Raw genomic sequence first — 26,301 nt, forward strand, 5'->3', positions numbered from 1 at the left:
TTCCTCAGGGCGACGGCACGGCAAGCCGCGCTTTGTCGGCCGCGCCGCGCACGCTTCGCCCTGCTGTAACCAAGGCGAGGGCCGGCGCAGCGGAGAAGACGGCAAGCAGCCAGAACGCCGCGCTCGAGGTGCCGGCGATGCCGCCGGGGTCAGAGAGACCGGCCAGATTGGCCACCATGCCCGCCAGGGCCGCACCGATGGCCGTCGCGAAAAGCTGAGTGGTGGTGATGGCGGCCGAGGCGATGTCGCGATCTTCTTCCGGCGCCAATTGCAGCACCCGTGTCAGCATATGCGGCCAGCCAAGGCCGACGCCGATGCCGACGACGGCGAGAGCCAGGCACAACAGGGCGATCGTCGGCCCCTCCCCGCCGCTGGCGGTTGGGATCAGCCAAACCAGGGCGAGCATGCCGGCGAACGCCACCAGGGGCGAGGCCATGATGGTGCGTGCAGCGTTGCGCCCCCGCTGCCCGGAACTGCCGATCGAGCCCACGGTCCAGCCGGCTGCCATCACGGCGGCAAGATAGCCGGCAATCAGGGGAGACTGGCCGTGCAGCACCTGGAGGAAGAGCGGGATGAACATCTCGCCTGTCGTTACCGCAATGGTGAGCAGCGACATGGTCGCGAAGGTCAGCGCCAGTGGTGCCGACAGGCGGAAGGATCCGCGGGGCAGCAGCCGCTGCCCTGCCCGCGTTTCCACGGCAACCAAGGCGGCAAGCCCGACCAGGGCAATGACGATGCCGCCAAGATTCCAGGACAGATCGGCCCGCACGCTGCCGGCGGAAACGGCAAGCACCGAAAGGCTCAGCAGAACCAGCTGAGCCAGGGGCGTGCGGGAGCCTTTGCTCTCTTCTCCCGATCGCGACGGCAGGACAGCCACGGCGAGGCCGCCGAACAGGCCTACCACCAGGATCATCGACCAGAAGGCGGCACGCCAGGCGCCGATCTCTGCGAAGATGCCGCCGATGGCCGGGCCGACCAGCGTGGCGACCCCCCACATGCCCGAAATCAACCCCATGGCCCGAGGCCATAAGGTTTCTGGAAAGACGATGCGGATCATGCCGTAGGACAATGCGAACAGGAAACCGCCGCCGAGGCCCTGGATCGATCGGCCGATCAGCATCACCGGCATGCTGGGCGCCAGGGCGCAGCCGAGCGTTCCGAAGGCGAACAGCAGAGCGGCCCAGCCATAGGCACCCCGTGGACCACGGCTCCGCAGCAATCCAGGCGACAGTGCCGAGCCGATGATGGAGGCGACCACGAACAAGGTGGTGTTCCAGGCATAGTAGTCCAGCCCGCCAATATCGGAGACCACCGAAGGCAGGATAGTGGTGGCGACATAGACATTGATGGCATGCAGCCCGACACCGCCGGCCAGTGCTGCCGACCGTATAGCGTTGCGGCCGGAGAACAACGCTCCCCACCCACCTTCCTGATCCGACATTGAAAAACTCCTTCCTACGCAACGCCGGGGACGGACGGGCAAGCAGCTCCTTTGGCCTAGGCGCGTTGGGCTTCGCAATAAAACAAGCAATAACTTTGATTATTGACACCTCAACGATATGTCAAGGCCGGCCTTGGAAAACAGAACCTTGCCTCTCGGCCGTCGTTATCGCCGGCATCCCGATTGTGCGCGACGATGCGAAGATCACCACTGTCACGCGCAATGGCAAGACTCCGAATCGATCTGGCTCAAGCGCTGCACTTGCCATATCGAGCGGCTGCAAGGCTTGGCCTTCTCTTCCCGGTGCCGGCGACAGCAACACCGTCACAGGCATCGCCGGGACCAGATAAGATGGTAAGCCGAATACCTCGCCACGGTCTTTATGCGGTGAGCGAAGAGCGTCGATTTTCCAACTTATGATTTGACATATGGTGCAATTCGTTTTTCAAAGACAGGACTTTGAAAACGGATTGCGCCGCCGGCTATGGCGAGCGTGGTCCTCCGATCCCGGAGAAACATCATGGCCTTCACGCTTCCAACCCTGCCCTATGACATCAACGCCCTCGCCGCACGCGGCATGAGCCAGGAAACGCTCGAGCTCCATCACGGCAAGCACCACCAGGCCTATGTCACCGCCCTCAACGGCTTCGTGGAAAAGGACGCCGCGCTGGCGGGCAAGACGCTCGAAGAGATCATCGCCCTGGTAAAGGACCGGCCCGAGGTGGCACCGGTATTCAACAATGCCGGGCAGCACTGGAACCACATCCACTTCTGGCAGGCGCTCAGCCCGAATGGCGGCGGCATCCCCGGCAAACTGCAGGCCAAGATCGATGCCGATCTCGGCGGCACCGATGCCTTCAAGGAAGCCTTCAAGACGGCAGCGACCACGCAGTTCGGCTCGGGCTGGGCCTGGTTGGTCGTGGGCAAGGACGGCAAGCTGAAGGTGACGAAGACGCCGAACGGCTCCAATCCGCTGGCCACCGGCGAAGGCACTCCCCTGCTCGGCCTCGACGTCTGGGAGCACAGCTATTATGTCGATTTTCGTAACCGCCGGCCGGATTATGTCGCGAATTTCCTCGACAAGCTGGCCAATTACGAGTTCGCGGAAGCCAATTTGGCCGCACTTTGACGGCAGGCCGCGGTAGGTCAGGCGGACCGGGAGAAAGTGCCATGCATGAGATCGACCGCTCTGCCACCGTTATCCCCATGCCATTGACACCGCCCAGCCGACCTCCCGTCGAACGATCGGAGTTCGCCGAGGCTATGTCGAGCCTGGCGGCGACGGTGTGCATCGTCGCCGGTCATTGCCAGGGCGAACGCCAGGGGCGCACGGCAACGGCCGTGCTCTCCCTTTCGGCCGAACCGCCTTCCCTTCTGGTTTCGATCGACCGGACATGCCGTCTGGCCGAGCTTATCCTTGCCTCGGGGCGTTTTTCCGTGACGATGCTGGCGAGCGACCAGGAGAATATTGCAGATGCCTTCGCCGGCAAGCTTGGTGGCATCGACCGCTTCAGTGTCGGCGAGTGGCAGAGCTGGCCGTCCGGCACCCCGCGTCTGTCGGCCGCGGCCGCCTCCATCGACTGCGAACTGATCGGCAGCATGTCGATCCCCACCCATCTCGTCCTTGCCGGCGCGATCGTCGGAACACGGCTGGTGAAGACGTCGGCCCCGCTGCTTTGGCACCGGCGGCAATATCATCGGCCGGCTCTGCTTTCAGAGATACCGTCCCTCTTCGTCGAGGAGCCCCAGCCATGGCCGACGCCGGCGGATTGATTGCACGCCTGGAGCAGCAGATCGCCTCCGGGCGCGATAGTGCCCTCGCACGCTTCACGCTCGGGCGCACCCGGTTGGAACAGGGCGATCCGGCCGGGGCCATCCTGCACCTCACACAAGCCATTGCCCTGAAACCAGACTATGCCGCCGCCTACAAGCAGCTTGGCGCCGCCCATGCCAAGACCGGCAACGCGTCGGCCGCCATCGCCGTCTGGAGCAGAGGCTGCGCCGTTGCCCAGGAAAGCGGCGAGCTGCAGGCCTTGCGGGAAATGACGTCCCTGCTCGGCAAGTTGATGAGACGCCAGTCGGCCTGAACCTTTCCATATCTCATCGCTACTTGGTGGCGGCGATCGCCTGCGTCGCCTCCTTGGGCGTGGCCCGCAAGGTGGCTGCCCAGAAGACCAGGGCGATCGCCGCGATGGTGGCGCCGAGCAGGCTGACGCCGGTCCAGCCGGCATAGGCATAGACCAGGGTCGAGGATGACGATCCGATGGCGCTGCCGATCGAATAGAACACCATGTAGGCCGCGGTCAGCCGGCTCTGTGCCTCCGGCCGGACGCGGTAGATCATGCCCTGATTAGTGACATGCACGGCCTGGAGGCCGAAATCGATGACGAGAACGCCGAGAACCAGCCACAGGATCGAGTGAGGCAGCAGCCCGATCGGCAACCAGGACAGCAGCATCAGGCCGAGCGCGATACCGGTCACGCGCTGCCCGAAACCCTTGTCGGTCCAGCGTCCTGCTCTGGAAGCTCCCAGGGCTCCGGCCGCGCCCGCCAGGCCGAACAGGCCGATCACACTGTGCGACATGGAAAAGGGCGGTGCGCTCAACGGCATCACCAGTGGCGCCAGCAGCGTGGTGATATCGGCAAAGATCAGCATGGCGATGATGGCACGGATCCGCAGCACCGGCTCCTGCAGGAACAAGGTGAAGAGAGAGACGATGAGCCGAAGATAGGTCAGGCGCTGCGCCGGACGCGGCTGCGGGGGCAGCATCTTCCACAAGGCCAGGACGATGACGAGCGTCGTCACGGCCGAGACGACATAGACCGTACGCCAGCCGGAGAGATCGGTGAGTAAGCCGGCAATGGCGCGGGCGAGCAGGATGCCGAGCACGATGCCGCTGGTGACGATGCCGACCACCTCCCCCCGTGCCGATGGCCGCGCCAGACTGGCGGCATAGGCGACGAAGGCCTGGGTGACCACGGCCAGCAGGCCCATCGCGGCCATCGAGACGAGCAGCATGGCGCCGCTGGAGGCAAAGGCGATCGAGACGAGAGCAAGGACGGAAAGCAGCGACTGGGCGATGACCAGCTTGCGTCGATCGACCAGATCCCCGATCGGCACGAGCAGGATGAGGCCGATGCCGTAACCGAGCTGGGTCGCGCCGACGATCAGGCCCGCGGTGGCCCGCGACAGGCCGAGATCGTCGGCCATGACGTCGAGCAAGGGGTGGGCGAAATAGGCATTGGCGACCGCAAGGCCGCTTGCCACGGCAAAAAGCAGAATGAGCGAGCGGGATAGCAGCACTGAGGGCTGCCTCGCCCCGGCATCCAGTGTCGCAGTGCCGGAGGGACCCAATTCCACGTCCGAAGGCATGGCAAACTCCATCTGAAATAGGTTTAATAATGAAACCATTTGCCTCATAGGCGATAGGGTTTTATAATGCAACCGAAATTGCAGAGGCGCCCGGACACGGGTGAAGCGATGGTCAAGCGCAAGAGCCTTACCGAGGATTATTGTCCAAGCGCACGATCGCTCGACGTGATCGGTGACTGGTGGTCGCTGCTGATCGTGCGTGACGCCTTCGACGGGCTCACGCGCTTCGGCGAGTTTCAAAAGAGCCTCGGCATCGCCAAGAACATCCTGTCCGAGCGCCTGAAGACCCTGATCGCCCGGGGCATTCTCAAATCCGCGCCGGCAGCGGATGGCGGCGCGCATCAGGAATATCACCTCACCGAGATGGGGCGGGATCTCTTCCCGGTGATGGTGGCCTTGCGCAAATTTGGCGAGGCCCATCTGTTCGCGCCCGGTGAGCCACATTCACGGCTGGTAGAGCGCAAGACCGGACAAACTATCCAGCTCGAGATCCGCACCAGCGACGGGCGTGCCGTCGACGCCAAGGATGCCGTCATCCTCAAGGTTCAGGAGGACGACACGGCGTGATGAGCAACCAGCGCGCTTGACCTTGCCCCTGGGGCCGCCTCGATAAGAGGATGGTCAGCCACCGAGGGGTGATTCATGCCGGCATCAGTCCGTTTCCTCAATCCGTCCGAGGCCGCCAGGCGGCTGGGCGTCTCGACCAAGGCCCTGCGGCTCTATGAGGACAAGGGCTTGCTTGCCCCGCCGCGCACCGCAGCGGGCTGGCGTGTCTACGGGCCCGAGGAGATCGACAAGGCGGGGGAGATTGCCGCGTTGCGCAGGCTCGGCTTCACGCTTGCCGAGATCGCGCGGATCCTGAAGGGCGATAGCCGCGAGCGGATAGCAGCGCTCTCGGCGCGTCGAGGGGCCGTGCAGGATCGACTCAAAGGGCTTGCCGCAACGGCCACGACACTTGAAGCCCTCCAAAGCGACCTCGCCCATACTCCTGCGCTGGAGGTCGGGGATCTCATGCGGCGCTCTTCCCCTACCCGAGCTCCGGCCATTGCCTTCGACCTGCCCTGGCCCTGGGGCGGCGAACGCTTCGAGATGCAGGACGTCAGGTCGCTGACCTACATCATCGGCCCGCTCGGCAGCGGCAAGACCCGACTGGCACTGCGCTTGGCCGAAACCCTGCCGAATGCCGCCTTTCTCGGCCTGGAGCGCGTATCCGACACGGCTCCATTGCGGGAAGGTTTGGCAACCGATCGGGCTCTTCGCGATCGAGTTCGAGCCGATCCTCGCGCACCTCGCTCACCATGGCGCCGGGATGTCCGATGCCCTCACGGCACTGGTCATCGGCCTGGCAGAAGAAGGCTCCGCCTTTCTTGTCATCGACATGATCGAGCAGGGATTGGACGAGCCGACACAGCGCGCGGTAAGCGCCTATCTGCGAGCGCGCCCTCCTGGCACCCGCCCGCTCTTCGTGCTGACCCGGTCACATGCCATTCTGGACCTGGCAACGGCCGGCGAGGAGGAGGCCATCATCCTGTGTCCCGCCAATCACAGCCCTCCCTCGCTGGTCGTTCCCGTTCCAGGTTTTCCCGGTTACGAAGCGGTTGCGACATGCCTCGCTTCGCCGATGGTGCGGGCGCGTACGGAGGGCGTTATCGCCTGGAGGCCCGGTGCGAGCGGTCCTTCACCGGCCTGAACCGATCCAGGAAGCGGAAGGCGGCGATGACGGAAAGTCGCCGCTCTTTCCCTGCTCGAGCCCGTGGATATGTGACCGCAGCAAGGTCGCCGCGCGGTTGGCATCCCGCTGCATCAGGGCATCGAGAATCTGCCGATGGGCATGGCTCGTACCGGGGCGCCATCCCGCCGTCCGCGTCGCGGCGAAGATGATGCGAGAATTGGCGAGTTGCAACCCATCCAGCATGGCAAGCAGCCGGGGCATGCGGCAGGGTGCCACGATCTCGCGGTGAAAGGCCCGGTTGGCGAGTTCCCATTCCTCAATGGTCTCAGCCCGGTCGCCGGCCTGAAGGGCCTGCTCCATCCGTTCGAAACTCGTCGCATTCAGCCAGGGAATGGCATGGCTGAGTGCCAGGACCTCGAGACTCGCCCGAATCTCGACGACTTCCTGCGCCGCCTTGCGATCGAGCGGCGCCACCCGCATACCGCGCCGCGGCTCGTTGACCGCCAGACCCTGGGCGCGCAGCAGCTGGAAGGCCTCGCGGGCGGGTACATGGCTCGCTTCGAACTCCGCCGCGATCTTGTCCTGCCTGAGCGGTATTCCCGGCGCCAGTTCCCCGCGCACGATGCGCTCGGCCAGGGTGCGCGCTATGCGCTCGGCAACGGTTTCGGCCATGGCAGCTCCATAGATTATCTATGATAAAATCAGATGCATCCTCTCCTCGCAACTTTATGATGATTCCAGATAGATAGATTGAGAATTTTATCTATAATTTTGAGGCGCCGATGTTTGGCTGCCTCTCCTTCCCAAGCTCGTGACTTCCCATGGGATCCGCGAGTGGTCATGCGAGGAGACGACATGCACGATCAGGTATCGACAGTTCAGAGCCATGAAACCACAGCCGGTATCGTTGATTTGGGCGCTGATGGCGCTGACAGTGCTACCCCCTTGCCCTGGAGCCACGCCGACGCCCGTGCGATCTATGACCTGCCGTTCAACGACCTGCTGTTTCGCGCCCAGACCGTTCATCGCCGGTTTTTCGATCCCAATCGCATTCAGCTCAGCAAGCTGCTCAGCATCAAGACGGGGGGCTGCCCTGAAGATTGCGGCTATTGCAGCCAGTCTGCCCATCACGACAGTGGCCTGAAGGCCTCCAAACTCCTTGAGGTGCAGCGGGTGATCGAGGAGGCGCGCCAGGCCAAGGCGGGCGGCGCCACGCGCTATTGCATGGGCGCGGCCTGGCGCAGTCCCAAGCAGCGCGACATGGCCATGCTCGTCGCTATGGTCGAAGGCGTGAAGTCGCTCGGCATGGAGACCTGCATGACGCTCGGCATGCTGTCGCCCCAGCAGGCCGGAACGCTCGCCGAGGCCGGGCTCGATTATTACAACCACAATATCGATACCTCCGAGCGCTTCTACCCCGAGGTGATCACCACCCGCAGCTTTTCCGAGCGGCTGGATACACTCGCCAATGTGCGCGAGGCCGGCATCAAGGTCTGCTCCGGCGGTATTCTCGGCCTCGGCGAGGCGGTGGATGACCGCATCGACATGCTGGTGACGCTCGCCAACCTGCCCGAGGCGCCGGAAAGCGTGCCGATCAACATGCTCATCCCCGTGCCCGGCACCCGGCTGGTGGATACCCCGCCGGTCGATTCCATCGAGTTCATTCGCATCATCGCGCTCGCCCGCATCCTGATGCCGACCTCTCATGTACGCCTCACCGCGGGACGCACTGCGATGAGCGACGAGATGCAGGCGCTGTGTTTTTTCGCAGGCGCCAATTCCATCTTCGTCGGCGACACGCTGCTCACCGCCGCCAATCCGGGCGACGACAAGGACACCGGCCTGATGCGCCGCCTTGGCCTCACGGCCGCGCGCATGGAGGACGCCCCGTGAGCGTTGCATTGCCGGGCGAACGGCCCCGGCTGGCGCGCTATACGGCGAGGCTCGGCCAGTTCGAACGCAAGGGGCGCCGCCGGGTCCTGGCGCCCCAGAGCGGCATCGATTTCACCTCCAATGACTATCTGGGGCTGGCGTCGTCATCGCGTTTGCGCGAGGCGCTCATCTCCGCCGTCGATCGTGGTGTGCCCGCCGGTGCCGGCGGCTCGCGCCTCCTGCGCGGCAATCATCCCGAGCATGAGGCCCTGGAGATCGAAGCCGCCGATTTTTTCGGCTCTGAGCGCATGCTCTATTTCAATGGCGGCTACATCGCCAATCTCGCGGCGCTCTCCACTTTGCCCCACCGCAACGACCTCATCGTCCACGATGCCCTCATTCATGCCAGTGCCCATGCCGGCATCGCGGCCGGCCGCGCATCGGCTGTCGCCGTGCCGCATAACGACGTTGCTGCCTTCGAGCAGGCCATCCGCGCCTGGCGGGCGGCTGGCGGCAGCGGCCATCCCTGGATCGTAGTCGAGAGCCTCTATTCCATGGATGGCGACGCCGCCCCTCTGGCGGAACTGATGGCACTGGCCGATACGCATGACGGCTTCCTCTATGTCGACGAGGCCCATGCCACCGGGGTGCATGGGCCAGGCGGGCGCGGTTTCGCCGCCGCTCTGGAAGGCCGGGACAATGTCGTGGTGCTGCATACCTGCGGCAAGGCGCTCGGCTCCTCGGGTGCGCTCGTCGGTGCCAGTGCCGTGCTCTGCGACGTCCTGGTCAACCATGCCGCCCCCTTCATCTATGCCACCGCGCCTTCCCCGCTCCAGGCCGCGCTGGTGCGCGAGGCACTCCGCGCGCTGGCCGACGAACCGGAGCGGCGCAGCCGGGAATTGTCGCTGATCGATTTCGCCAACAGGCTTGTGGCGGAACGGCTCGGCATCGAGACCAGCAGCTCGCAGATCCTGCCTGTGGTCATCGGCGACAATGAGCGCTGCCTTGCCATCGCCGAGCGGGTGCAGGCTGCCGGCTTCGATGTCCGCGCCATCCGCCCCCCGACGGTTCCGGCCGGCACAGCGCGCCTACGCATTTCCATCACGCCCAATGTCGACGAGGAGGCCATCATGCAAATGGTCGAACGGCTCGCCGTGGTGATGGCGGAGGACGATCGATGAAACGAAGGTTCCGGGGGCCGTGCCATGATCGATGAAGCTCATCCACGCGTCGTCGTCACCGGCACGGATACCGGCATCGGCAAAACGGTGTTCTCGGCCGCCCTCGCATATGCCCTCGAGGCCAGCTATTGGAAGCCGGTGCAATCGGGCCTGGACGAAGAGACCGACAGCCAGACTGTGGAGCGGCTGGGCGGCCTTCCCTCGGACCGCATCCTGCCCGAGGCCTACCGCCTCACCACGCCGGCCTCGCCGCATCTTTCTGCAGCCATCGACGGGGCGGAACTCGATCCTGATACACTCGATCCCCCACTGGTCTCCGGGCCTCTCGTCATCGAGGGTGCCGGCGGACTCCTGGTCCCGCTGACACGCCGGACCCTGTTCGCCGATGTGTTTGCCCGCTGGCGCTATCCGACCATCCTCTGTGCGCGTACCGGATTGGGCACCATCAATCACACGCTGCTGTCGCTCGAAGCCATGCGCCGGCGGGCCATTCCCATCGTCGGCATCGTCTTCATCGGCGACGAGCAGGCGGACACCCGATCCATCATTACCGAAATCGGCGATATCAACGACCTCGGCCGGCTGCCGAAATTCGATCCGCTGACCGCCGATAACTTACACACTGGCTTCCGAAACTGGATCGACCTGTCCATTATCAAGAAGAGGCTTGCCTCATGCTGAAATCCCTGCTCTCGCCGGTCTGGCATCCCTTCACACAACATCAGTTGGACCCGGTGACCCGCCGGATCGCCCGCACCGAAGGCGCCTTCCTCTATGAGGAGGACGGACAGGCCGTGCTCGATGCGATCTCCTCCTGGTGGGTGATCACCCACGGCCACCGGCATCCCGCCATCATGCAGGCAATCCGGGACGCCAGCGAACGCTTCGACCAGATCATCTTCGCCGACTACACGCATGAACCAGCCGAGACGCTCGCCAGGGGACTTATCGAGCTCGCGCCATCAGGTCTCGCCCATGTCTTCTACTCCGACAGCGGCTCGACCGCGGTCGAAGTCGCCCTGAAGATGGCGCTCGGCTTCTTCCATAATCGCGGCACGCCGCGCTCACGCATCGTGGTGATGGAGCACAGCTATCATGGCGACACCATCGGCACGATGTCGGCCGGGGAACGCGGCGTCTTCAACGCGGCCTATGGCCCCCTGCTGTTCTCGGTCGACAGCCTGCCCTTTCCCGCCGCCGAGCAGGAACAGCACACGCTCGATGCGTTCGAACGTCTCTGTCGGCACGGCGATATTGCCGCCTTGCTGATCGAGCCCCTGGTGCTGGGTGCCGGCGGCATGCGCATCTATGCCCCCTGGGTTCTCAGCGAACTGAAGCGGATCGCCGAAACCCATGGCGTCCTCTTGATCGCCGACGAGGTGATGACCGGCTGGGGGCGCACCGGCTCCCTCTTCGCCTGCCAGCAAGCCGACATCACGCCCGACATAATGTGCCTGTCCAAGGGGCTCACCGGCGGTGCCGTGCCGCTCGCAGCAACCTTGTGCACGGCGGAGATCTTCGAGGCGCATCTGTCTGATGACCGCAGCCGCACCTTCTTTCATTCCAGTTCCTATACCGCCAATCCCATCGCCTGCGCGGCGGCCTGCGCCAATCTCGACATCTGGCGCGCCGAACCGGTCACGGAGCGCATCGCAAGCCTGGCCGCCGAACACAGCCGTCGCCTCGACCATTTCCGGCGCGATCCGCGTTTCTCCGATATCCGGCAATGCGGTACCATCGCGGTCATGGAGATCGCCGTGCCTTCGGGCGGCTATCTTTCCGATGCGGGGCCACGGCTGCGCGCCTTCTTCAAGGCCCGCTGCCTGCTTATCCGTCCACTCGGCAATGTGATCTATCTGATGACGCCCTATTGCGTCACGCCGGATGATCTCGACCGTGCCTATGCGGCCATAGACGAGGCGGTGGACCTGGTCGCCGGCCTCAGTTCGTGACCCGTTGCCGTTCGAGCCGCGTACTCGGCTTCGGCCATTGTGTGCCGGAACGCCGGGTCGGCAATGCCGAGATTGAGGCAAAGCTCGGGCTCGAGGCGGGCTGGATCGAGCGGCGGACCGGCATCCACCATCGCCATTGGGCGGGCCCCGCGGACACGCTGAGCGGACTTGCTGCCGAGGCCGGCGCCGCAGCCCTGGCCGATGCCTGTATTACGGCCAACGAAGTGGGGTTGGTCCTGCTGGCGACCTCGACCCCCGACCATTTGCTGCCGCCCTCGGCACCTTTGCTGGCACATCGCCTCGGACTGGCCAAAGCCGGGGCCGTCGATCTTGCCGGCGCCTGTTCGGGCTTCCTCTATGCCCTCACGCTTGCCGATGGCTTCGTACGCACCCAGGAGAAGGCCGTGCTGGTGGTTGCCGCCAATATCCTGAGCCGCCGCATCAACCCTCAGGAGCGTGCCAGTGCCGTAGTGTTCGCAGACGCCGCCGGCGCCCTCCTGCTCGGCCCCTCGCCCGACGAGGAGACCGGCCTCATCGGCGTCGACCTTGCCTCGGACGGTAGCCAATACGACCTGATTTCCATTCCGGCCGGCGGCAGCAATCGCCCCTTCGCCCCCGAGATCGCCGCCCAGGACTTCCTGATGACCATGCGCGACGGCAAGGCGGTGTTCTCGCAGGCCGTGCGCATGATGAGCCATTGCGCCGAAAAGGCCATGGCTCGGGCAGAGATGACGGCGGTGGACATCGATCGCTTTGTGCCCCATCAGGCCAATGCGCGGATCTTCGATGCGGTCTCGGCCGAACTCGGGCTGGACACAGCCAAGACCGTACGCAGCATCGAGGACTACGGCAATTCCTCGGCGGCCACGATTGCGCTGTCGCTGTCGCTCGCCAACCAGGTCCAACCGTTCAGGTCGGGTGAGAAACTGCTGCTTGCCGCGGCCGGTGCCGGCATGACCGGGGGCGCCGTGGTGATTGGGATTGGGGGATAGCGCTTCCGAGAACTTCAGTTTTGCGGAACATCAAAGACTTCGATTCCAAAATCCAACCCAAGCTCGACCAATTTCGCCAACGTCCGAAGCGGAATTTCGTCACCGAAGTAGCCATCGCCAAGAAATTCAACGATGATCCAAGTCTTGCCGCCACTTTTCCTGAGGCCAAGCAGAAAATCTTTGTGTGGCAGGAGGCGATCCACAAGTTTATCGATACGACTGGCGAACCAGTGCTTTTCGACATGATGTCGCTCGCAATAGCGCCAGCTCGTATCCGGGTAGACGCCCGGCAGAGGCGTACCTTTCGAAGTCCTGCGAGCATCTCCGCCCCGATGCTGATTTTTTGGCTCAAGTCCGACCGCAGTCGTGATTTCAGCTGGATCGATGCTTGGATGTTTGATGAAGAGTTGGACCTCGAACCGCCTATGTGAGCTTGCCTCGGAATCCCCGCCGTCCTGTTCTTTCCGACCGAACGGAACGACGTTCGACATGGCACATCCCCTCAGCGTCAGTTCTTGCCGATCCGGCGCGGAACCTGCACGAAATCCTCGAGATTGAGTCCTTTTTCCGCCAGCAGGGCTTCCAGCACGGGCTGCAGCCGCCCAAGGCTTTCCTGGACCGCATCGCGCACGGTATCGACAACCACCTGGGTATCGCGCTCGATCTCGATATTGAGCCGATCGCCGGCGCGCTTATCCTCGAACACAGTCATGCGGCGGGTTTCGGGGATGAGCCAGACCTCGAACCAGCCCTCCTTCTTGTCGACCTCCGACACCGTCAGGCTGGCGCCGTTGATGGCGATATAGCCCTTGGCGAAGACGTAGCGCGCGAAATCCGGCGGGATGGCAATGCGGATGACCTTGTTGCCTTCCGAGGTCCCGACGGAATCGATCGCGGTGGAGAAATCGACATGGCCCGAAATCGGATGGCCGCCGATTTCGGCGCCATCCTTGGCGGCCCGCTCGACATTCACGCGATCGCCGGCGACATAGTCGGCCAAAGTGGTGATCTTCAGGCTCTGCAGCATGACGTCGAAGGTCGCCGTCCGCGCCGAGACGAGTTCGGTCACCGTCAGGCAGACGCCGTCCACCGAGACGCTGGCGCCGATGGCGAGATCTTCGCTGAATCCTTCGGGAAAGCGCAGCGTGAAGGTGCGCAAGCCGTCATGGTCCTTGACGGCGTCGATATCGGCGACGCCCTGAATGATGCCTGTGAACAAAGGAGAAGTCCTGTCAATGAAGCCAAAGGCCTAGTAATGCACCGGCGCCTCGCGATGGTGCCTTTAATCATAAATAGGCATGGTTGGGAAAGCCGCCAAGCGCGAGCACCTTGCGAAGATGGCTTCAGATGCCTTCAGCGTATCGCCAGCTGGCTTGCCGGATCGAAGAAATGCAGGCTGTCGGCCTGCAGCCCCACCTTGACAGTGTCGCCGGCCTTCCGCCTCGCGCTGACAGGGGCGCTGATGCGCATGCGGGTGGAGACTGCAGCCGGCGCGCTTTCGTCCAATTCGTCCAGCCCAGCCCGTTTCTGTTCGGCCTTCGTCGCGGGGTCGACAAGGTCGACATGGAGAAGCAGGCTCGCGCCCAGATCCTCCTGAAAGGCGATACGGGCGGGAAGTGCCTCGGCATCGCCATCGGCCAGGAACAGGTTCTCGGGCCGGATGCCGACCACCATCTCGCAATCGCCTGCAGCGGCAAGCCCGGGCCTGTCCTGCACGAAAGCGGCCGGCAAGGGCAGGACGAGGCCTGGCAAGACGACTTCCAGCCCCTGCCCGCTCCGGCGCAGGCGGCCGGGCAGCAGATTGATCGGCGGCGCCCCGATGAAGGTCGCGACGAACAGATTGACCGGCCGGTCGTAGAGCTCGCGGGGCGGCGCCAATTGCTGCAGCACGCCGCCATTCATCACGGCTACCCGGTCACCCATCGTCATCGCCTCGACCTGGTCATGCGTCACATAGACCGTGGTCACCCCGCTCGCCCGCTGCAGGCGGGCGATCTCGGCGCGCATCTGACCGCGCAGGCGGGCATCGAGATTGGACAGCGGTTCGTCCATCAGGAAGGCGGCCGGCTCGCGCACGATCGCCCGTCCCATGGCGACGCGCTGGCGCTGGCCGCCCGACAACTGCCCGGGACGACGGGTAAGCAGCTTGTCCAACTCTAGCATCGCGGCGGCGGCCTTCACCTTCTCCTCGATCGCCTCGCGTTTTTCGCCGCGCACCTTGAGGGCGAAGCCGACATTGTCGGCGACGGAAAGATGCGGGTAAAGCGCGTAGCTCTGGAAGATCATCGCCACATTGCGCTCGCGCGGCGACAGGTCGTTGGCCACCTCCGCGCCGATCGAGAGCGTGCCGCCGGTGATGGTCTCCAACCCCGCGATCATGCGCAGGGCCGTGGACTTGCCGCAGCCCGACGGGCCGACCAGCACCAGGAACTCGCCATCCGCGATGTCGAGATCCAGTTTGTTCACAGCCAGTTGCCCATCGGCATAGGCCTTGCTGACCTGGGAAAAGCTGATTGCGGCCATAGCGGAACCTTCGACTAATGGGCCGACTTGGTCAGGCCCTGCACGAAATAGCGATTGAGCAGGATCATCATCAAGACGATGGGAAGGGTGGAAAAATGGGCCAGTGCGCCGAGCGTGCCCCAGGAAATGTCCTTGGTGCCATAGGCCGAGAGCAGCGCCACCGAGATGGGCTTGCTGTCGGCCCGCGTCAGGAACATCGAATAGAGAAAGTCGTTCCAGGAGAACATGATGCAGAAGATGGCGCTGGCGATGATGCCGGGCACCACGGACGGCAGGGCCGTGAACAGGAAGGTGTTCCAGTCATTGCTGCCGTCGGTCAGGGCGGCCTCCTCGATCGACACTGGTGAGGCGCGGAAATAGGAGAACATCATCCACACCACGAAGGCGCTGTTCAGGGCCGTGTTGAGCAGGATCACCGCCCACCAGGTGCCGAGCAGGCCGATGTCGCGCATCATCAGATAGAAGGGGATCAAGGTTGCCACCGGCGGCACGGTGCGGATGGCCAGGAAGAAATAGGCGAGCCACACGGCCTTCGGATTCTTGGAGCGGGCCAGGGCGTAGCCGGCGGGAACGCCGAGCAGCAGCGATAACAAGGTCGAGCCGATCGAGATAATCAGGCTCGATTTCACCAGGGACCACAGGTCGAAAAGCCGGAATACATTCTCGAAATTCGCGAAGGTCGGTTCAAAGAAGAGCTGCGGCGGCGTGGTGAAGATGTCCCTCGCAGGCTTGTAGGCCGTGGAGAACAGCCACAGGATCGGAAAGAGCGCGATGGCGAGGATGACGATCAGGGCAGCGCGCCGTGCCCACAATCCCCTGTCGGCGGCGGTCCTAAGCATTGCGGTTCCTCGCCGGCCTGACCACGAAGATGAACAGGGCCGCCATCACACCGATACACACGGTGATCAGATTGCTCACGGCCGAAGCCCTGCCGATATTGAAGAATTCCAGCCCCTGCTTGACGCCGTGGATCATCAGCGTGGTGGTGGCATCGCCCGGCCCGCCGCTGGTGCTGACATAGATGATGTCGAAGACACGGAAGGCATCCATCATCCTGAGGACGAGCGCCAGGAAGGCTGCCGGCAGCAGGAGCGGCAGGATGATCAGGATGAAACGCTGCGCGCTGGTGGCGCCGTCGACCCGCGCCGCCTCAAGGATATCCGTCGGCAGGGATTTGAGCCCCGCCAGCAGGATCAGCGCCATCAGCGGCGTCCATTCCCAGACGTCGACGGCGATCAGGGTCGGCAAAGCAAAAGTCGGATCGGCAAGCAGGCCCCGTGGGCCCGAAATACCGGCCTCGGCCAGGAAATAGCCGAGCACGCCATAGTCGGCGTTGAGCATGGCCTTGAAGATAAGGCCAACGACCAGTGGCGTGACAGTTGCCGGGATCAGCAGCAGGCCAAGCGCGATCCGATTGAACAGATCGTCGCGCCAGAGCAGCAAGGCGATGCCGAGGCCGAAGACAAACTCGAGGGTGACAGCGCCAATGGTGAAGATGAAGGTGTTGATCAGCGCCTGGCGTGCGGTCTTGTCGCTCCATAGGGCGACGTAATTATCCAAGCCGACGAAATGGCGGCCCGCCGGGCGGACCAGGCTATATTCCTCGAAGGAGTACAGAATTCCCTGCGCCATCGGCCAGACCGCAATGGCTAGAACATAAAATATGGCGGGAGCCGCCAGCAGGATCAGGAAAAGCTGGCGTTTGCGCGCATAGGACAGGCGGCGAGGCCCCGCTTTAGCCGAGCGAGTGCTTCCGGCGAGGCTCGATGAGGGACTTTCCAAGTTCAAGCTCTCCGGAATCGTCGGCGAGAAGACAGGCGCCGGCATGGTCGCGCAGCCATGGGGGACAGCGCAACCTTGCTTTGGCGACCTGCAGGCTCAGAACAGCTTTTCAGCCTGGGCCTGGGCATCGTCCAAGGCCGCCTTGGGATCGGCATTGCCGACCAGCACGCCATTGACGGCGGAGCCGATCAGATCCTGCAATTCCGGATACTGCGGAATACGCGGCCGGAAATCGACATTGCCATGCTCGAAGGAGGTAGCCAATACGGGCAGGAACGGGAACTTCGCCAGAAGGTCCTTGTCCGTCATCTCGCTCTTGCGCAGATAGCTGCCGGCACCGCGCAGATTGAACTCCTTGTGCACCGCCGGACTGGTGATCCACTTGATGAAGGCCCAGGCCGCCTCCTGCTTGCGCTTGTCGATATCGGCATTGATGCCGAGCCCCCAGCCTCCGATGCCGTATTCCGGCTCCTTGCCTGCGCGGGCCGGCGTCAGCATGATGCCGACCTTGCCGACAACCTTGGAGATTTCCGGGTTGTCATAGCCGGCGGCGCCGATCGACCATGTCTGCATATTGGCGGCCATGCCCTGGCGGAAGCTCTCCTCGCGCGCTCCCCAGTCATAGTCGGCCGCGCCGGGAGGAGCCGCCTTGTCGAACAGCTTCTTGTAGTCGACGACGCTCTGGATATTCGCCGCCGAATTGAGCGCCGGCTTGCCGTCGGGGCCAAGGATCGAACCGCCGAGCTGGAAGTTGTACTGCATCCAGTCCTGCGCCACCGCCGGTCCTTTCTGGCCATTGGCCACGAAACCGAAGGTCTTCTTGGCCGGATCGGTCAGTTTGATCGCGTCGGCGATGTAGTCTTCCATCGTCGCCGGCGGCTTCAGGCCGGCAGCCTCGTAGAGGTCTTTGCGATAGGCCAGCACATTGGCATAGCCGGCGAAAGGAAAGGCAACCTGCTTGCCCTTGTAGCCGCCGAGCCCCTTCATCAGGCTGGGATAGATGTCGTCGACCTTGATCTCGGCGGCATCGCGCTTGATCCATTCGGTCAGGTCGACGGTGTAGCCGGCTTCTGCGAACTGCCCCGACCAGACGATGTCGGTGGTGGCGATGTCGTAGCCCTTGGTGTGGCCAACGTAATCGGCCGTGATCTTGGTCAAGAGTTCTGGATAGCTCAGGATCTCGACATTGACCTTGGCGCCGGTCGCCTTCTCGAAATCCGGCGCCATTGCAGCCAGTATCACCGCAAACTGGTCGTTCTGCGATGCCAGGCTGAGCGTGACGCCGTCGAAGCGCTCCTGGGCCTGCGCCGCGCCCGCAAACACTAGAAATCCCGCCAGCAAAAGAGAGCGGCATTTTGCCGTCATGTTCATCGTGGGTCCCCTCCGTTACACCCTCGCAACCGGGAGGCTATCATTGCATTTTCTGCGCGCAATCAGAATGTGAGAAATTCGACCACACTCAAACATTTTTTTACAACCTAGCAAAAGGACAATCACCACTTCTCGCAACTTCGGACAAAATCTTTCATAATTTTGTTTGGTTTGTTGCGCATGGTGCTTTTCTGGTCGGCAAGGACAAGGTAGATTCCCCCGCAAGCATCAGGGAACGGACAGCCGGCCTCGTCGGCAAAGCAAGCATGTTCGGATTGGGGAGGATTCGATGTCGGAACCACAAGCAGCCGGGACAAGCGATACGCTCATGCGCTGCATCGGCTGGTCGCAGCAATGGAGCGCCGAGTTTCCGTATATGCTCGCCAACCACCTGCCTATGATCCTGGTGGCGATGCAGCGGATGGGCGCCAATGACCGGCGGCTGGAAGAGTTCTGCGAGATCTATCGCGTGCAGAACGGCCTCGTGCCGGTGCCCGTTGCCAAGGAGACGATCACCCGGGAAAACTGGCGAGACGCTCTCGGCGATCGCGAAAGGGAGGGCGATTATCGCACCTTCTTCCAGGTGGAAGTCAGGCGGCTCGGCGCTACGCCGGCGGCCCGGCTCTATCTGCCGCTCCTGTTCGACGGCTTTGCCGCCAGTGCCATGCATGCCTTCATGCGCATGGCCTATGCGACCTGGACAGACAATGACGAGGAGACCGCCATCGCGCTGGCCTACTGGGCAGCTACCTATCTCGACCTCGGCACAGGCCGGGGCGAAGCCGGTACAACCGGCGATCCGCTCGACGTGCTGGCCTATATGTATGGGCCTGCCTCCTTCCGCCATATCGTCACCGAATGCGACCTGCTCTGGCACACTATGCGAGCGGTCGCCGCCAAGCCCGAATTCGCCCAAGTACACGACATGCTGGCCATCGGTCCCGACACCATGGACCGCTTCGCCCGCCTGTCGCTCGCGCTCTTCGCTGCGACCGGCGACTTTTCTCTCCTGCACGCCCTAACCGGCACCCATTGGTTGCGCATGATGGCGCCCCGCTCGCCCGATCCGGCCGTGCCGATGCGCCGCTTCTGGCAGGCCATCGCCTCGCTTATTCCCAAGATCGGCTTTCCCGACATTCCGGCTGCCGAACAAGTGGAAGAATGGCGTCGGCAGAAGGTGCCGGACTGGCCGGAGATCTTCGCCGAGGCCGTCAAGCATGACGACGAGCACGATCTCAGCCTCAGCTTCTCGGCCTCCGAGGAGTTCAAGCTTTATCGCGATCCGCTCTACAACTACGTTGCCGCCAAACGTCTCGGACTCATCTGATGCTGCTTGCCAATGCCACACTGCCCGACGGACGCCGGGCAGATGTTCATATCGCCGACGGCCTGATTGCCTCGATCGCCGCGCCTGGCCTCCCGGCTGCCGACCCGGATCGGCGCGATCTCGCCGGTGCCTTGCTGCTTCCGGCCTTCATCGACGGCCATATCCATCTCGACAAAACCCATATGGGGGCGCCGTTAGTCCCCCATGTGCCGGGGGAAAGCGTGCGTGAGCGCATCGCCGCCGAGCGTGTCGCCCGTCATGCCGTGCCTCTGCCCGTCGAAGCCCGCGCCACCAATCTCCTGCGCCGCCTCGTCGCCAACGGCACCACAAGGGTGCGCAGCCATGTCGACATCGACAATGACGTGAAGCTCGCCAATCTGGAGGCGTTACTCGCCGTTCGGGAACGCTGGAGACCTTGGGTCGACATCGAGATCGTCGCCTTTCCCCAGAGCGGCGTCGTGAGCGAGCCCGGCGCCCCCGACCTGCTCGATGCTGCCCTCGCCGCCGGTGCGGACCTGATCGGTGGGCTCGATCCCGAGGGTTTCGACCATGACGTCCCGGGCCAGCTCGACATCGTCTTCGCTCTCGCTGAAAAGCATGGCAAGGCTGTCGACATCCACCTGCATGACGGTGGCGAAACCGGCGGCGCCGAGCTGCGCGACATCGCCAGGCGTACCGAAGCTCTCGGCCTGCAGGGGCGCGTGGTGGTGAGCCATGCCTTTTCCCTTGGCGATCAGTCTCCCGAGAGCTTCGTCAGAACGGCAGACGCCCTGGCGCGCGCCGGCGTGGCGATCATGACCTCGAGCCCGGCCGCCGTGCCGGTGCCGCCGGTGAAAGCACTGCGCAGCCACGGCGTCACCCTTTTCGCCGCTTCCGACAATATTCGTGACTGCTGGTCCCCCTTCGGCAATGGCGACATGCTCGATCGTGCCGCCATCGTCGCTGCCAGGCAGGAATTCTATGCCAATGACGATTTGCGCCTGGCCCTCGACCTCGCCACCATAGAACCGGCCAGGGCGCTCGGCATTGCGGGCTATGGCCTGGCACCGGGCGCACCGGCCGATCTCGTCGTCATCGACACGCCGAGCGTAGAGGAAGCCGTGATCAATCGCCCACGCCGCAAGCTGGTGCTGCGGGGTGGCGTGGTCGTTGCCGAAAACGGCATCGTTTCCGAGGTTCTGCCCGCCTGAGCACTCATCCAGTCGCCATCTTTCCGTCCAGGGAATCGGGCCAGAGTGACGAGAGTCGGCCAGACGGCCATCGCATGGGAACAGGACGATCGCGCCGATGAAACCGGCATTGGATATACCCGCCGACTGGCGCGGCGATCTCAAGGGCTATGGCTGGAAGACCCAGTCGGCGGGAGCCTCCGACGCCAGCGTCTTTCGCCTCGAAGCGCCGGGCAAGCCGGATCTGTTCGTCAAGACCGAGGAGCCCTCATCCCTCGGCGAATTGCCGGATGAGGGGCCGCGCCTGGAATGGCTGAGCGCACGCGGCATACTCTGCCCAAAGCCCCTGGCGGAGGCCCGGCATGGTGGGCGGCACTGGCTGCTGATGAGCGCCATTCCCGGCGCCGTCCTGTCATCTCGAACCGATCTCACCCCAGAGCAGGCGGTCGATATCGCCGCCGATGCCCTGCGGCACCTGCACGCCCTCGATATTGCCGATTGTCCGTTCGACCACTGCGCCAACAGCCGCATCGCCCTCGCCGAAGCGCGGGTCAAGGCTGGCCTCGTTGACGAGGAGGACTTCGACGACGAGCGTGCGGGCCAGACTGCGGCCGATGTCTTCGCCGAACTGCCGCCCCTGCGGCCGCTTCAGGAAGACCTCGTCGTCACGCATGGTGACGCGACGTTGGAAAACCTGCTGGCGTACCGTGGCGCCTTCTCCGGTTTCATCGACTGCGCCCGGGCCGGCCTTGCCGACCGCCACCAGGACCTGGCGCTGGCGACGCGCAGCATTCGCGATCATTTTGGCGAGGTTCTGGTCGAGCGCTTCTTCGCCCGCTACGGCATCACGCCGGATCCGGACCGCATGGCCTTCTATCTGCTGCTCGACGAGTTCTTCTGAGCCGGCGCAGTGTACGAGGAGGCTGCTGCCTCATTTCCTCGATTGCGGATAGATCGTCTCGCCGCGCTTGAGCATGGCGACGAAGGCCTCGATCTTCTTCCTCCGCCCTGCCTCGGTCTTCACATTGTGCATGCGAAAGGCCAGTGCGAAACGGTTTTGTGCGCTGAGCGCACCCAGCATCTTCAGCGCTTCCGGCTCGGCCTCGATCGCAGCCTGGAGATCCTGGGGAATTTTGAGATCCTTGCCGCTCTTATAGGCCCGGTCCCAGCGGCCATCCGCCTTGGCGGCCTCGACCTGTTTCAGCCCGTGTACGGTCATGCGACCTTCGGCGATCAGCCGGGCGACATTGTCGACATTGATCCGGCTCCAGATGCTCTTGCGCCCGCGCGGCGTGTAGCGCTGCAGGAAGCTGCGCTCATCGAGCCCCTTGCGCACCGCGTCGATCCAACCCCAGCAGAGCACGACGTCGATCGCCTGCTTGGGGGTGATCGAGGCGAGACCCGAGCCCACCTTGTGGATCTTGATCCAAACTTCGCTTTGGCTGTCGTGGTGGTCGCGGAGCCAGGCATAGAAGCTCGCGTCATCGACGAATTCACGGACCTTGGCGGGATCGACGGTGACGGGCGGCATCAGGGTTCCTCGAGATGAATCAATGCAGGAGCGGCCTGGATTCGATCAGGGGCCAGCGCTTGATGATCCGATATTCCGTCTTCGACAACCTGCTGTGGATCAGGCAAAAACTCGTGATCCGAAGATGGATCGGCTCGATCTGTTGCTCCACGATTGGTCGTTCACCATAGGACAGGGTGAGATGAGGCGTAAAATCGGGAAAGGCGCGCATGCCAAACTTCGTCATGGCCGCGCCCAGTGTTTCATGGAGTTTCGATAGTCCCGCCCCCCTGCCAAGCAGGACGAGCGGATAACGGATTGCCCTGCCCGGCTTCGGGATCGCACCAAAACTCTTGATTGCATAAAGCGTGATATCGAAGGCAGGTAGACCGACGAGATCGCCCGCCAGTTCCGCTGCATAGATACGTGGTGATCTCAGGCGCTTGAAGTCGCCGACATGGTGAAGCGAGACATGGAAACGGTCCGTCCGCAACATGTTACCGCGAACAGGGGTCGCTTCGAGAAAGCTGCGCCTGAATCGTTCGATCGCACCGGCATCTTCCGCATCGGGAAACACGGCAAAGAATATTCTCTCGCCACGTTCCGGCCCGCGGGGGAGTTGGCCATAGAAGTCGAACGCCAATTGCATGGTGACCTCGCGTTCTCACTTGGTACCGCAAGCCTAGAACAAAAAGAGAACATCAGTCAATGACGTCCCGTTCACTCGGTATTGTTCTCGTCGTCGGGATAGTGGCCGATCACCGCAGCGCAGCGATCGACCAGCTTCCTCACCTGGGCGGCATCCCCTCAAATTTCGGCAGAGCCGGATCGAGATAGTCCCACGCATAACCGACGCCGGTATAGGTCACCACCTGCGGTTTGTATCGGCTCGGTTCATCGAGGCTCGCGGCACGCACCGCGAAAAATTGCGGCATGGCCGAGAAGGTCAGATAGACCGGCGATCCGCAGATAGGGCAGAAATAGCGGGTCTTCCTGTCGCCGCTGTCGGCCACCATGTCCCAGGGCCGCCCCGCCCCGGTAAGCGTCACGCCTTCCCGCGGGAAGGTCAGGTGGGACTGATGGCCCGTGCCGCTCTCGCGCTGGCAGTCGCGGCACTGGCAATCATTGCTGAACACCGGTTCGGCCGTGATCTCGTAGCGGACAGCCCCGCAGGCGCATCCGCCGGTATAGGCCTTGCTCATCTCGTCCTCCTCGCCTCAATCCTTGCTGCCGGCCACGACGGTGCCGAGATTGCGCAGCACCTTCTTCCAGCCATCGCTCATATTCTTGTAGGCCGTATCGTTTTTCGGCGTGACGAAGCCGGCATGGACGAGGCGCACCCGCGTACCGCCTTCTGCCTCGCTCAGCGTCCAGGTCACCACCGTGTCGAGGCGGGAGCCATAGCCGGGATTGCTGTCATGCCCGCCCCTCCAGGCATAGGCGAGCCGCTCATTCGGTTGCACGTCGAGCACCTGACAGTGGATGACGCCGTCCCATTCGCCGGCCGGCGCGGTGGTGAAGGTGAAACGCTGCCCTTCAATCGCTGCGAAATCGGCCGGCGCCATCATCCAGCGCGCGATCAGATCGCCCGAGGTCAACGCTTTCCAGATGGTTTCGGGTGCATGCGGGAAGACCTCGTCGACGACGATCTCCTGCGTGTGCGGCTTCAAGGCCAGATCATTCATGGATCGATCTCCTTCAAGAGAGTTCTGAGATTGGCGAAGCGCTGGCGCCAGAACAGGCTGTAATGGCTCATCCAATCAGCCAGCGGTTCGAGGCCGCCGGGTTCCGCGCGATAGTAGACTTTGCGCCCTTCCGGCCGTTCGGCGACGAGGCCGGCCAGTTTCAGCGCCTTGAGGTGCTGGGAAATCGCACCCTGGGTCACGCCGCTGCCCTGCGTCAGCTCGGCTACCGTGATCTCGCCGGATCCGGCGATGCGCTCGAACACGGCCCGCCTGGTGGGGTCTGCAAGGGCGCGCATGACGGCATCGATGGCAACTGTCTCAGTCATGAGAATCAATTAGCAACTACTAATTAATTAGTCAATACTAATGTTTTAGATGTCTGAGAAACCAACATGCGAGCGTCGCGGAAAGCGGGCTGGCCTCCTTAAGGGCTCAACGCGTCGGAGCAGGTGATATCGACGAGGAAGGCGATTGCCCGTCCCGGCCGGTGAGCCCGGGACGGAGCCATGTCAGCGTGCTTGTGCCAGAGCTACGGCATCGGGCCCCGCGGGGAAGCGGAGCTGGCCGGAAGCGTCATGGACGGCAGCCCACACAGCCTGGGCGACATCGCTTTCTCGCGTGGTCATTGCCGGCCTCACGAAGGCGTCAAGAATCGGCCGCGCAAACTCGGCATAGTCTCCCGGGAGCAGCTCCTCGACCGGCACGATGGCATTGGCGCCGAACCGGGTGGTTGGCGCATAACCCGGCTCGACGAGCTTCACCTGCACTCCGAAGTAACCAAGCTCATGAGCGAGCGAGCCGGAGAACCCCTCGACCGCCTGCTTGGATGCGGTGTAGGCGGCAGCGAGTGGGAACTCCCCAAGCGTTACGCTCGACGTCACGTTGACGATCGTGCCGGCACGACGTGTCCGCATTTGTGGGATTATCGCGCGGCACATGGCCATGACGCCGATCGTATTGGTCTCGACGAGCTGACGGATCAACGACATCGGCATGGCTTCGAAGGCGCCCACACCGCCCACGCCTGCATTGTTCACAAGCGCATCGATCGGGCCCGCAGCGTCGATCAGTGCAGCTATGCTCTCTTCGTTCGTGACGTCCAGCGGCAGCACTCGCAGCCGGCCGGCTACGCCGCCAAGCACATTCGGGTCGGGGCGTCGCATCGCGGCGACGACATGCCAGCCATTCTGAAGGAAATACTCGGCGGTCGCCTTGCCGTAACCCGAGGACGTGCCGGTGATGAGGATCGTCTTGCCCATATTGTCTGTCTCCTTGAGCTTGATGTTCCCAAGATAGACAGGCACGATTGGACGATATATAATTCATAACCCAGTATATATTATGAATCGTCCAGAATGGATCCTCTCAGCGATATCATCGGTTTGCTCCGGCCGACTGCCGCAGTCGCGAAGCCGATCACGGCGCGCGGACGCTGGGGCGTACGCTATCGAGCGCATGACGCGCCCGGGTTCACGATCATCTTGGAGGGGCAAGCCTGGCTGAGCCTCGACGGCGAAAAGCCGCTCCGGCTTGCACAGGGCGATTTCGTGCTCCTTCCGACGACGCCCGCATTCTCCTTGTCCAGCGAGCCGGGTCTCGAATGCGTCCCGGTGGAACCGCGAAACGAAGCGGTCCGGCATGGCGAACGGGAAGGCACTCCGGACCTGATCGCCCTCGGCGGCAGCTTCGCATTCGCTCGGGTGAATGCACCGCTCCTGCTGGCTCTGTTGCCCGGCCTCATCCACATCCCGGCTTCCGAGGGACGAGCGACACGCTTCGGGCGCCTGATCGATCTGCTCGCTGAAGAATGCGCTACCGACTATCCGGGCAAGGAACTGATTGTCCATCGTATGCTCGAGGCACTGCTGGTCGAAGCCCTTCGCTGGCGTAGCATCGGCAACCGGGCGATGCCTGCGGGTCTTCTCGGCGGCATGCAGGACCCGGCACTCGCCCGGGCGCTGCAAGCGATGCATGCCGATGTTCGCGCGAACTGGACGGTTGCCGATCTTGCCAGGACGGCCGGCATGTCGCGGTCAGGTTTCGCGGCACGGTTCGGGGAGGTCTTGGGATGTGGGCCAATCGAATATCTGGCGCGTTGGCGCATGGCGATCGCGAAAGACGCTCTCACGCATGGGGCGAAGTCCCTGGATCGGATCGCCGATGAAATTGGCTATGAATCAGCCAGCGCCTTCAGCACCGCTTTTCGCAAACGCCTCGGTTGCCCTCCAGGCAAGTTCGCGCGCGACATGGCCTAACAGAACCACATCCGCTAATGCCCGATGAGACGGGACGGATAAAAGCACGCGGCGATGCGCCAAGGCGCGGGGTGCAGTCATTACGCCCATTCATTCCTGAATCAGTCCGCCGGCAAGCGGTCGTTGGAAGTTTTCGGCGGATCCCCCAAACCGCAAGATCGGTCGAGCGCTGGGTTGCCTGGGGGATCTAGTTTGGG

General features: G+C 63.4%; 29 protein-coding genes and 1 pseudogene. 15 read left to right on the top strand and 15 right to left on the bottom strand.

Translation table 11 applies throughout. The features are described from left to right. Positions 1-4: 4 nt before the first annotated feature. Complete coding sequence (locus ACR9ZN_RS11230; protein ID WP_481272256.1) at positions 5-1,441, bottom strand: MFS transporter; 1,437 nt, start codon at positions 1,439-1,441, stop codon at positions 5-7. 520 nt (positions 1,442-1,961) lie between these two features. On the opposite strand from ACR9ZN_RS11230, the gene ACR9ZN_RS11235 reads away from it, so the two are divergent. The 3 genes from ACR9ZN_RS11235 to ACR9ZN_RS11245 are packed head-to-tail and all read left to right on the top strand — an operon-like array spanning position 1,962 to position 3,528. Further along, positions 1,962-2,570 carry a superoxide dismutase gene (locus ACR9ZN_RS11235; protein ID WP_481272257.1) on the top strand — a complete coding sequence of 203 codons (609 nt, stop codon included), beginning with the start codon at positions 1,962-1,964 and terminating at the stop codon, positions 2,568-2,570. Between the two features lie 41 nt (positions 2,571-2,611). Then, a complete protein-coding gene (locus ACR9ZN_RS11240) occupies positions 2,612-3,214 on the top strand; it encodes a flavin reductase family protein (protein WP_481272258.1) in 603 nt (200 codons plus the stop codon). Then, the gene (locus tag ACR9ZN_RS11245) at positions 3,193-3,528 is read left to right on the top strand and encodes a tetratricopeptide repeat protein (protein WP_454814038.1); all 336 of its coding nucleotides are present in this window, start codon (positions 3,193-3,195) and stop codon (positions 3,526-3,528) included. The genes ACR9ZN_RS11240 and ACR9ZN_RS11245 overlap by 22 nt, the downstream gene beginning before the upstream one ends. Before the next feature lie 19 nt (positions 3,529-3,547). Here ACR9ZN_RS11245 and ACR9ZN_RS11250 read toward each other — a convergent pair whose 3' ends face one another. Further along, complete coding sequence (locus ACR9ZN_RS11250) at positions 3,548-4,813, bottom strand: MFS transporter (RefSeq protein ID WP_481272259.1); 1,266 nt, start codon at positions 4,811-4,813, stop codon at positions 3,548-3,550. Between the two features lie 108 nt (positions 4,814-4,921). On the opposite strand from ACR9ZN_RS11250, the gene ACR9ZN_RS11255 reads away from it, so the two are divergent. The 3 genes and pseudogenes from ACR9ZN_RS11255 to ACR9ZN_RS11265 all read left to right on the top strand — a co-directional run bounded on the left by ACR9ZN_RS11255 (position 4,922) and on the right by ACR9ZN_RS11265 (position 6,503). Next, positions 4,922-5,380, top strand: a complete 459-nt coding sequence (locus tag ACR9ZN_RS11255; RefSeq protein WP_441771803.1) for a winged helix-turn-helix transcriptional regulator — start codon at positions 4,922-4,924, stop codon at positions 5,378-5,380. Between the two features lie 75 nt (positions 5,381-5,455). Next, positions 5,456-5,617, top strand: a pseudogene (locus ACR9ZN_RS11260) (MerR family transcriptional regulator); the annotation flags it as partial. A gap of 505 nt (positions 5,618-6,122) precedes the next feature. Next, a complete protein-coding gene (locus ACR9ZN_RS11265; protein ID WP_481274427.1) occupies positions 6,123-6,503 on the top strand; it encodes a hypothetical protein in 381 nt (126 codons plus the stop codon). Here the strand turns inward: ACR9ZN_RS11265 and ACR9ZN_RS11270 are convergent. Then, positions 6,492-7,157 carry a GntR family transcriptional regulator gene (locus ACR9ZN_RS11270; RefSeq protein WP_454814041.1) on the bottom strand — a complete coding sequence of 222 codons (666 nt, stop codon included), beginning with the start codon at positions 7,155-7,157 and terminating at the stop codon, positions 6,492-6,494. The two genes, ACR9ZN_RS11265 and ACR9ZN_RS11270, sit on opposite strands and share 12 nt — an antisense overlap. Positions 7,158-7,340: 183 nt before the next feature. On the opposite strand from ACR9ZN_RS11270, the gene bioB reads away from it, so the two are divergent. Genes bioB through ACR9ZN_RS11295 form a run of 5 tightly spaced genes read left to right on the top strand, consistent with a single transcriptional unit; the run spans position 7,341 to position 12,482 of the window. Beyond that, positions 7,341-8,378 (top strand): biotin synthase BioB, encoded by a 1,038-nt coding sequence (gene bioB / locus ACR9ZN_RS11275; RefSeq protein ID WP_454814042.1) that lies wholly within the window; start codon positions 7,341-7,343, stop codon positions 8,376-8,378. Between the two features lie 8 nt (positions 8,379-8,386). After that, positions 8,387-9,538 carry an 8-amino-7-oxononanoate synthase gene (locus ACR9ZN_RS11280; RefSeq protein WP_481274344.1) on the top strand — a complete coding sequence of 384 codons (1,152 nt, stop codon included), beginning with the start codon at positions 8,387-8,389 and terminating at the stop codon, positions 9,536-9,538. A gap of 24 nt (positions 9,539-9,562) precedes the next feature. Continuing rightward, entirely contained in the window at positions 9,563-10,219 is a 657-nt protein-coding gene (bioD, locus tag ACR9ZN_RS11285; RefSeq protein ID WP_454814043.1) for a dethiobiotin synthase, read from the top strand. After that, the gene (locus tag ACR9ZN_RS11290; protein ID WP_481272260.1) at positions 10,213-11,490 is read left to right on the top strand and encodes an adenosylmethionine--8-amino-7-oxononanoate transaminase; all 1,278 of its coding nucleotides are present in this window, start codon (positions 10,213-10,215) and stop codon (positions 11,488-11,490) included. Before bioD ends, ACR9ZN_RS11290 begins: the two co-directional genes overlap by 7 nt. Next, entirely contained in the window at positions 11,487-12,482 is a 996-nt protein-coding gene (locus ACR9ZN_RS11295) for a beta-ketoacyl-ACP synthase III (protein WP_481272261.1), read from the top strand. Before ACR9ZN_RS11290 ends, ACR9ZN_RS11295 begins: the two co-directional genes overlap by 4 nt. A gap of 14 nt (positions 12,483-12,496) precedes the next feature. Here the strand turns inward: ACR9ZN_RS11295 and ACR9ZN_RS11300 are convergent, their stop codons facing one another. The 6 genes from ACR9ZN_RS11300 to ACR9ZN_RS11325 form a co-directional block, all read right to left on the bottom strand. Further along, positions 12,497-12,973 carry a DUF4279 domain-containing protein gene (locus tag ACR9ZN_RS11300; RefSeq protein ID WP_481272262.1) on the bottom strand — a complete coding sequence of 159 codons (477 nt, stop codon included), beginning with the start codon at positions 12,971-12,973 and terminating at the stop codon, positions 12,497-12,499. Positions 12,974-12,990: 17 nt separating this feature from the next. After that, positions 12,991-13,701, bottom strand: a complete 711-nt coding sequence (locus tag ACR9ZN_RS11305) for a riboflavin synthase subunit alpha (protein WP_481272263.1) — start codon at positions 13,699-13,701, stop codon at positions 12,991-12,993. Positions 13,702-13,835: 134 nt separating this feature from the next. Then, on the bottom strand, positions 13,836-15,005 hold the full coding sequence (locus ACR9ZN_RS11310) for an ABC transporter ATP-binding protein (RefSeq protein ID WP_481272264.1): 1,170 nt from the start codon (positions 15,003-15,005) through the stop codon (positions 13,836-13,838). A gap of 14 nt (positions 15,006-15,019) precedes the next feature. Then, the gene (locus ACR9ZN_RS11315) at positions 15,020-15,844 is read right to left on the bottom strand and encodes a carbohydrate ABC transporter permease (protein WP_434956560.1); all 825 of its coding nucleotides are present in this window, start codon (positions 15,842-15,844) and stop codon (positions 15,020-15,022) included. Then, positions 15,837-16,724 carry a carbohydrate ABC transporter permease gene (locus tag ACR9ZN_RS11320; protein ID WP_454816773.1) on the bottom strand — a complete coding sequence of 296 codons (888 nt, stop codon included), beginning with the start codon at positions 16,722-16,724 and terminating at the stop codon, positions 15,837-15,839. Before ACR9ZN_RS11320 ends, ACR9ZN_RS11315 begins: the two co-directional genes overlap by 8 nt. Positions 16,725-16,883: 159 nt before the next feature. Next, a complete protein-coding gene (locus ACR9ZN_RS11325; protein WP_434956562.1) occupies positions 16,884-18,158 on the bottom strand; it encodes an ABC transporter substrate-binding protein in 1,275 nt (424 codons plus the stop codon). A 289-nt stretch (positions 18,159-18,447) separates the two neighbouring features. On the opposite strand from ACR9ZN_RS11325, the gene ACR9ZN_RS11330 reads away from it, so the two are divergent. From ACR9ZN_RS11330 to ACR9ZN_RS11340, 3 genes are all read left to right on the top strand, one after another. Then, positions 18,448-19,485 (top strand): questin oxidase family protein, encoded by a 1,038-nt coding sequence (locus tag ACR9ZN_RS11330; RefSeq protein ID WP_481272265.1) that lies wholly within the window; start codon positions 18,448-18,450, stop codon positions 19,483-19,485. After that, positions 19,485-20,675: an amidohydrolase family protein gene (locus tag ACR9ZN_RS11335; protein ID WP_454814050.1), complete on the top strand. Its 1,191-nt coding sequence runs from the start codon at positions 19,485-19,487 to the stop codon at positions 20,673-20,675. Before ACR9ZN_RS11330 ends, ACR9ZN_RS11335 begins: the two co-directional genes overlap by 1 nt. Before the next feature lie 97 nt (positions 20,676-20,772). Then, complete coding sequence (locus tag ACR9ZN_RS11340; RefSeq protein ID WP_481272266.1) at positions 20,773-21,555, top strand: APH(3') family aminoglycoside O-phosphotransferase; 783 nt, start codon at positions 20,773-20,775, stop codon at positions 21,553-21,555. A 30-nt stretch (positions 21,556-21,585) separates the two neighbouring features. Here ACR9ZN_RS11340 and ACR9ZN_RS11345 read toward each other — a convergent pair whose 3' ends face one another. The 6 genes from ACR9ZN_RS11345 to ACR9ZN_RS11370 all read right to left on the bottom strand — a co-directional run bounded on the left by ACR9ZN_RS11345 (position 21,586) and on the right by ACR9ZN_RS11370 (position 25,108). Beyond that, positions 21,586-22,185, bottom strand: coding sequence for a YdeI/OmpD-associated family protein (locus ACR9ZN_RS11345; protein ID WP_481272267.1), 600 nt, complete (start codon positions 22,183-22,185; stop codon positions 21,586-21,588). Positions 22,186-22,204: 19 nt separating this feature from the next. Next, positions 22,205-22,741: a 2'-5' RNA ligase family protein gene (locus tag ACR9ZN_RS11350; RefSeq protein WP_481272268.1), complete on the bottom strand. Its 537-nt coding sequence runs from the start codon at positions 22,739-22,741 to the stop codon at positions 22,205-22,207. Positions 22,742-22,952: 211 nt separating this feature from the next. Continuing rightward, positions 22,953-23,366, bottom strand: a complete 414-nt coding sequence (locus tag ACR9ZN_RS11355; RefSeq protein ID WP_454814054.1) for a GFA family protein — start codon at positions 23,364-23,366, stop codon at positions 22,953-22,955. Between the two features lie 15 nt (positions 23,367-23,381). Further along, positions 23,382-23,849 carry an SRPBCC family protein gene (locus ACR9ZN_RS11360; RefSeq protein ID WP_434956569.1) on the bottom strand — a complete coding sequence of 156 codons (468 nt, stop codon included), beginning with the start codon at positions 23,847-23,849 and terminating at the stop codon, positions 23,382-23,384. Continuing rightward, positions 23,846-24,175, bottom strand: coding sequence for an ArsR/SmtB family transcription factor (locus ACR9ZN_RS11365; RefSeq protein WP_434956570.1), 330 nt, complete (start codon positions 24,173-24,175; stop codon positions 23,846-23,848). Before ACR9ZN_RS11365 ends, ACR9ZN_RS11360 begins: the two co-directional genes overlap by 4 nt. Before the next feature lie 183 nt (positions 24,176-24,358). Beyond that, positions 24,359-25,108, bottom strand: coding sequence for an SDR family oxidoreductase (locus tag ACR9ZN_RS11370; protein ID WP_481272269.1), 750 nt, complete (start codon positions 25,106-25,108; stop codon positions 24,359-24,361). A gap of 96 nt (positions 25,109-25,204) precedes the next feature. Between ACR9ZN_RS11370 and ACR9ZN_RS11375 the strand changes: the two genes are divergently transcribed. After that, positions 25,205-26,104, top strand: a complete 900-nt coding sequence (locus tag ACR9ZN_RS11375; protein WP_481272270.1) for an AraC family transcriptional regulator — start codon at positions 25,205-25,207, stop codon at positions 26,102-26,104. Positions 26,105-26,301: the final 197 nt, after the last annotated feature.

The sequence above is a fragment of the Labrys sp. HAY1-8F genome (assembly GCF_056754975.1).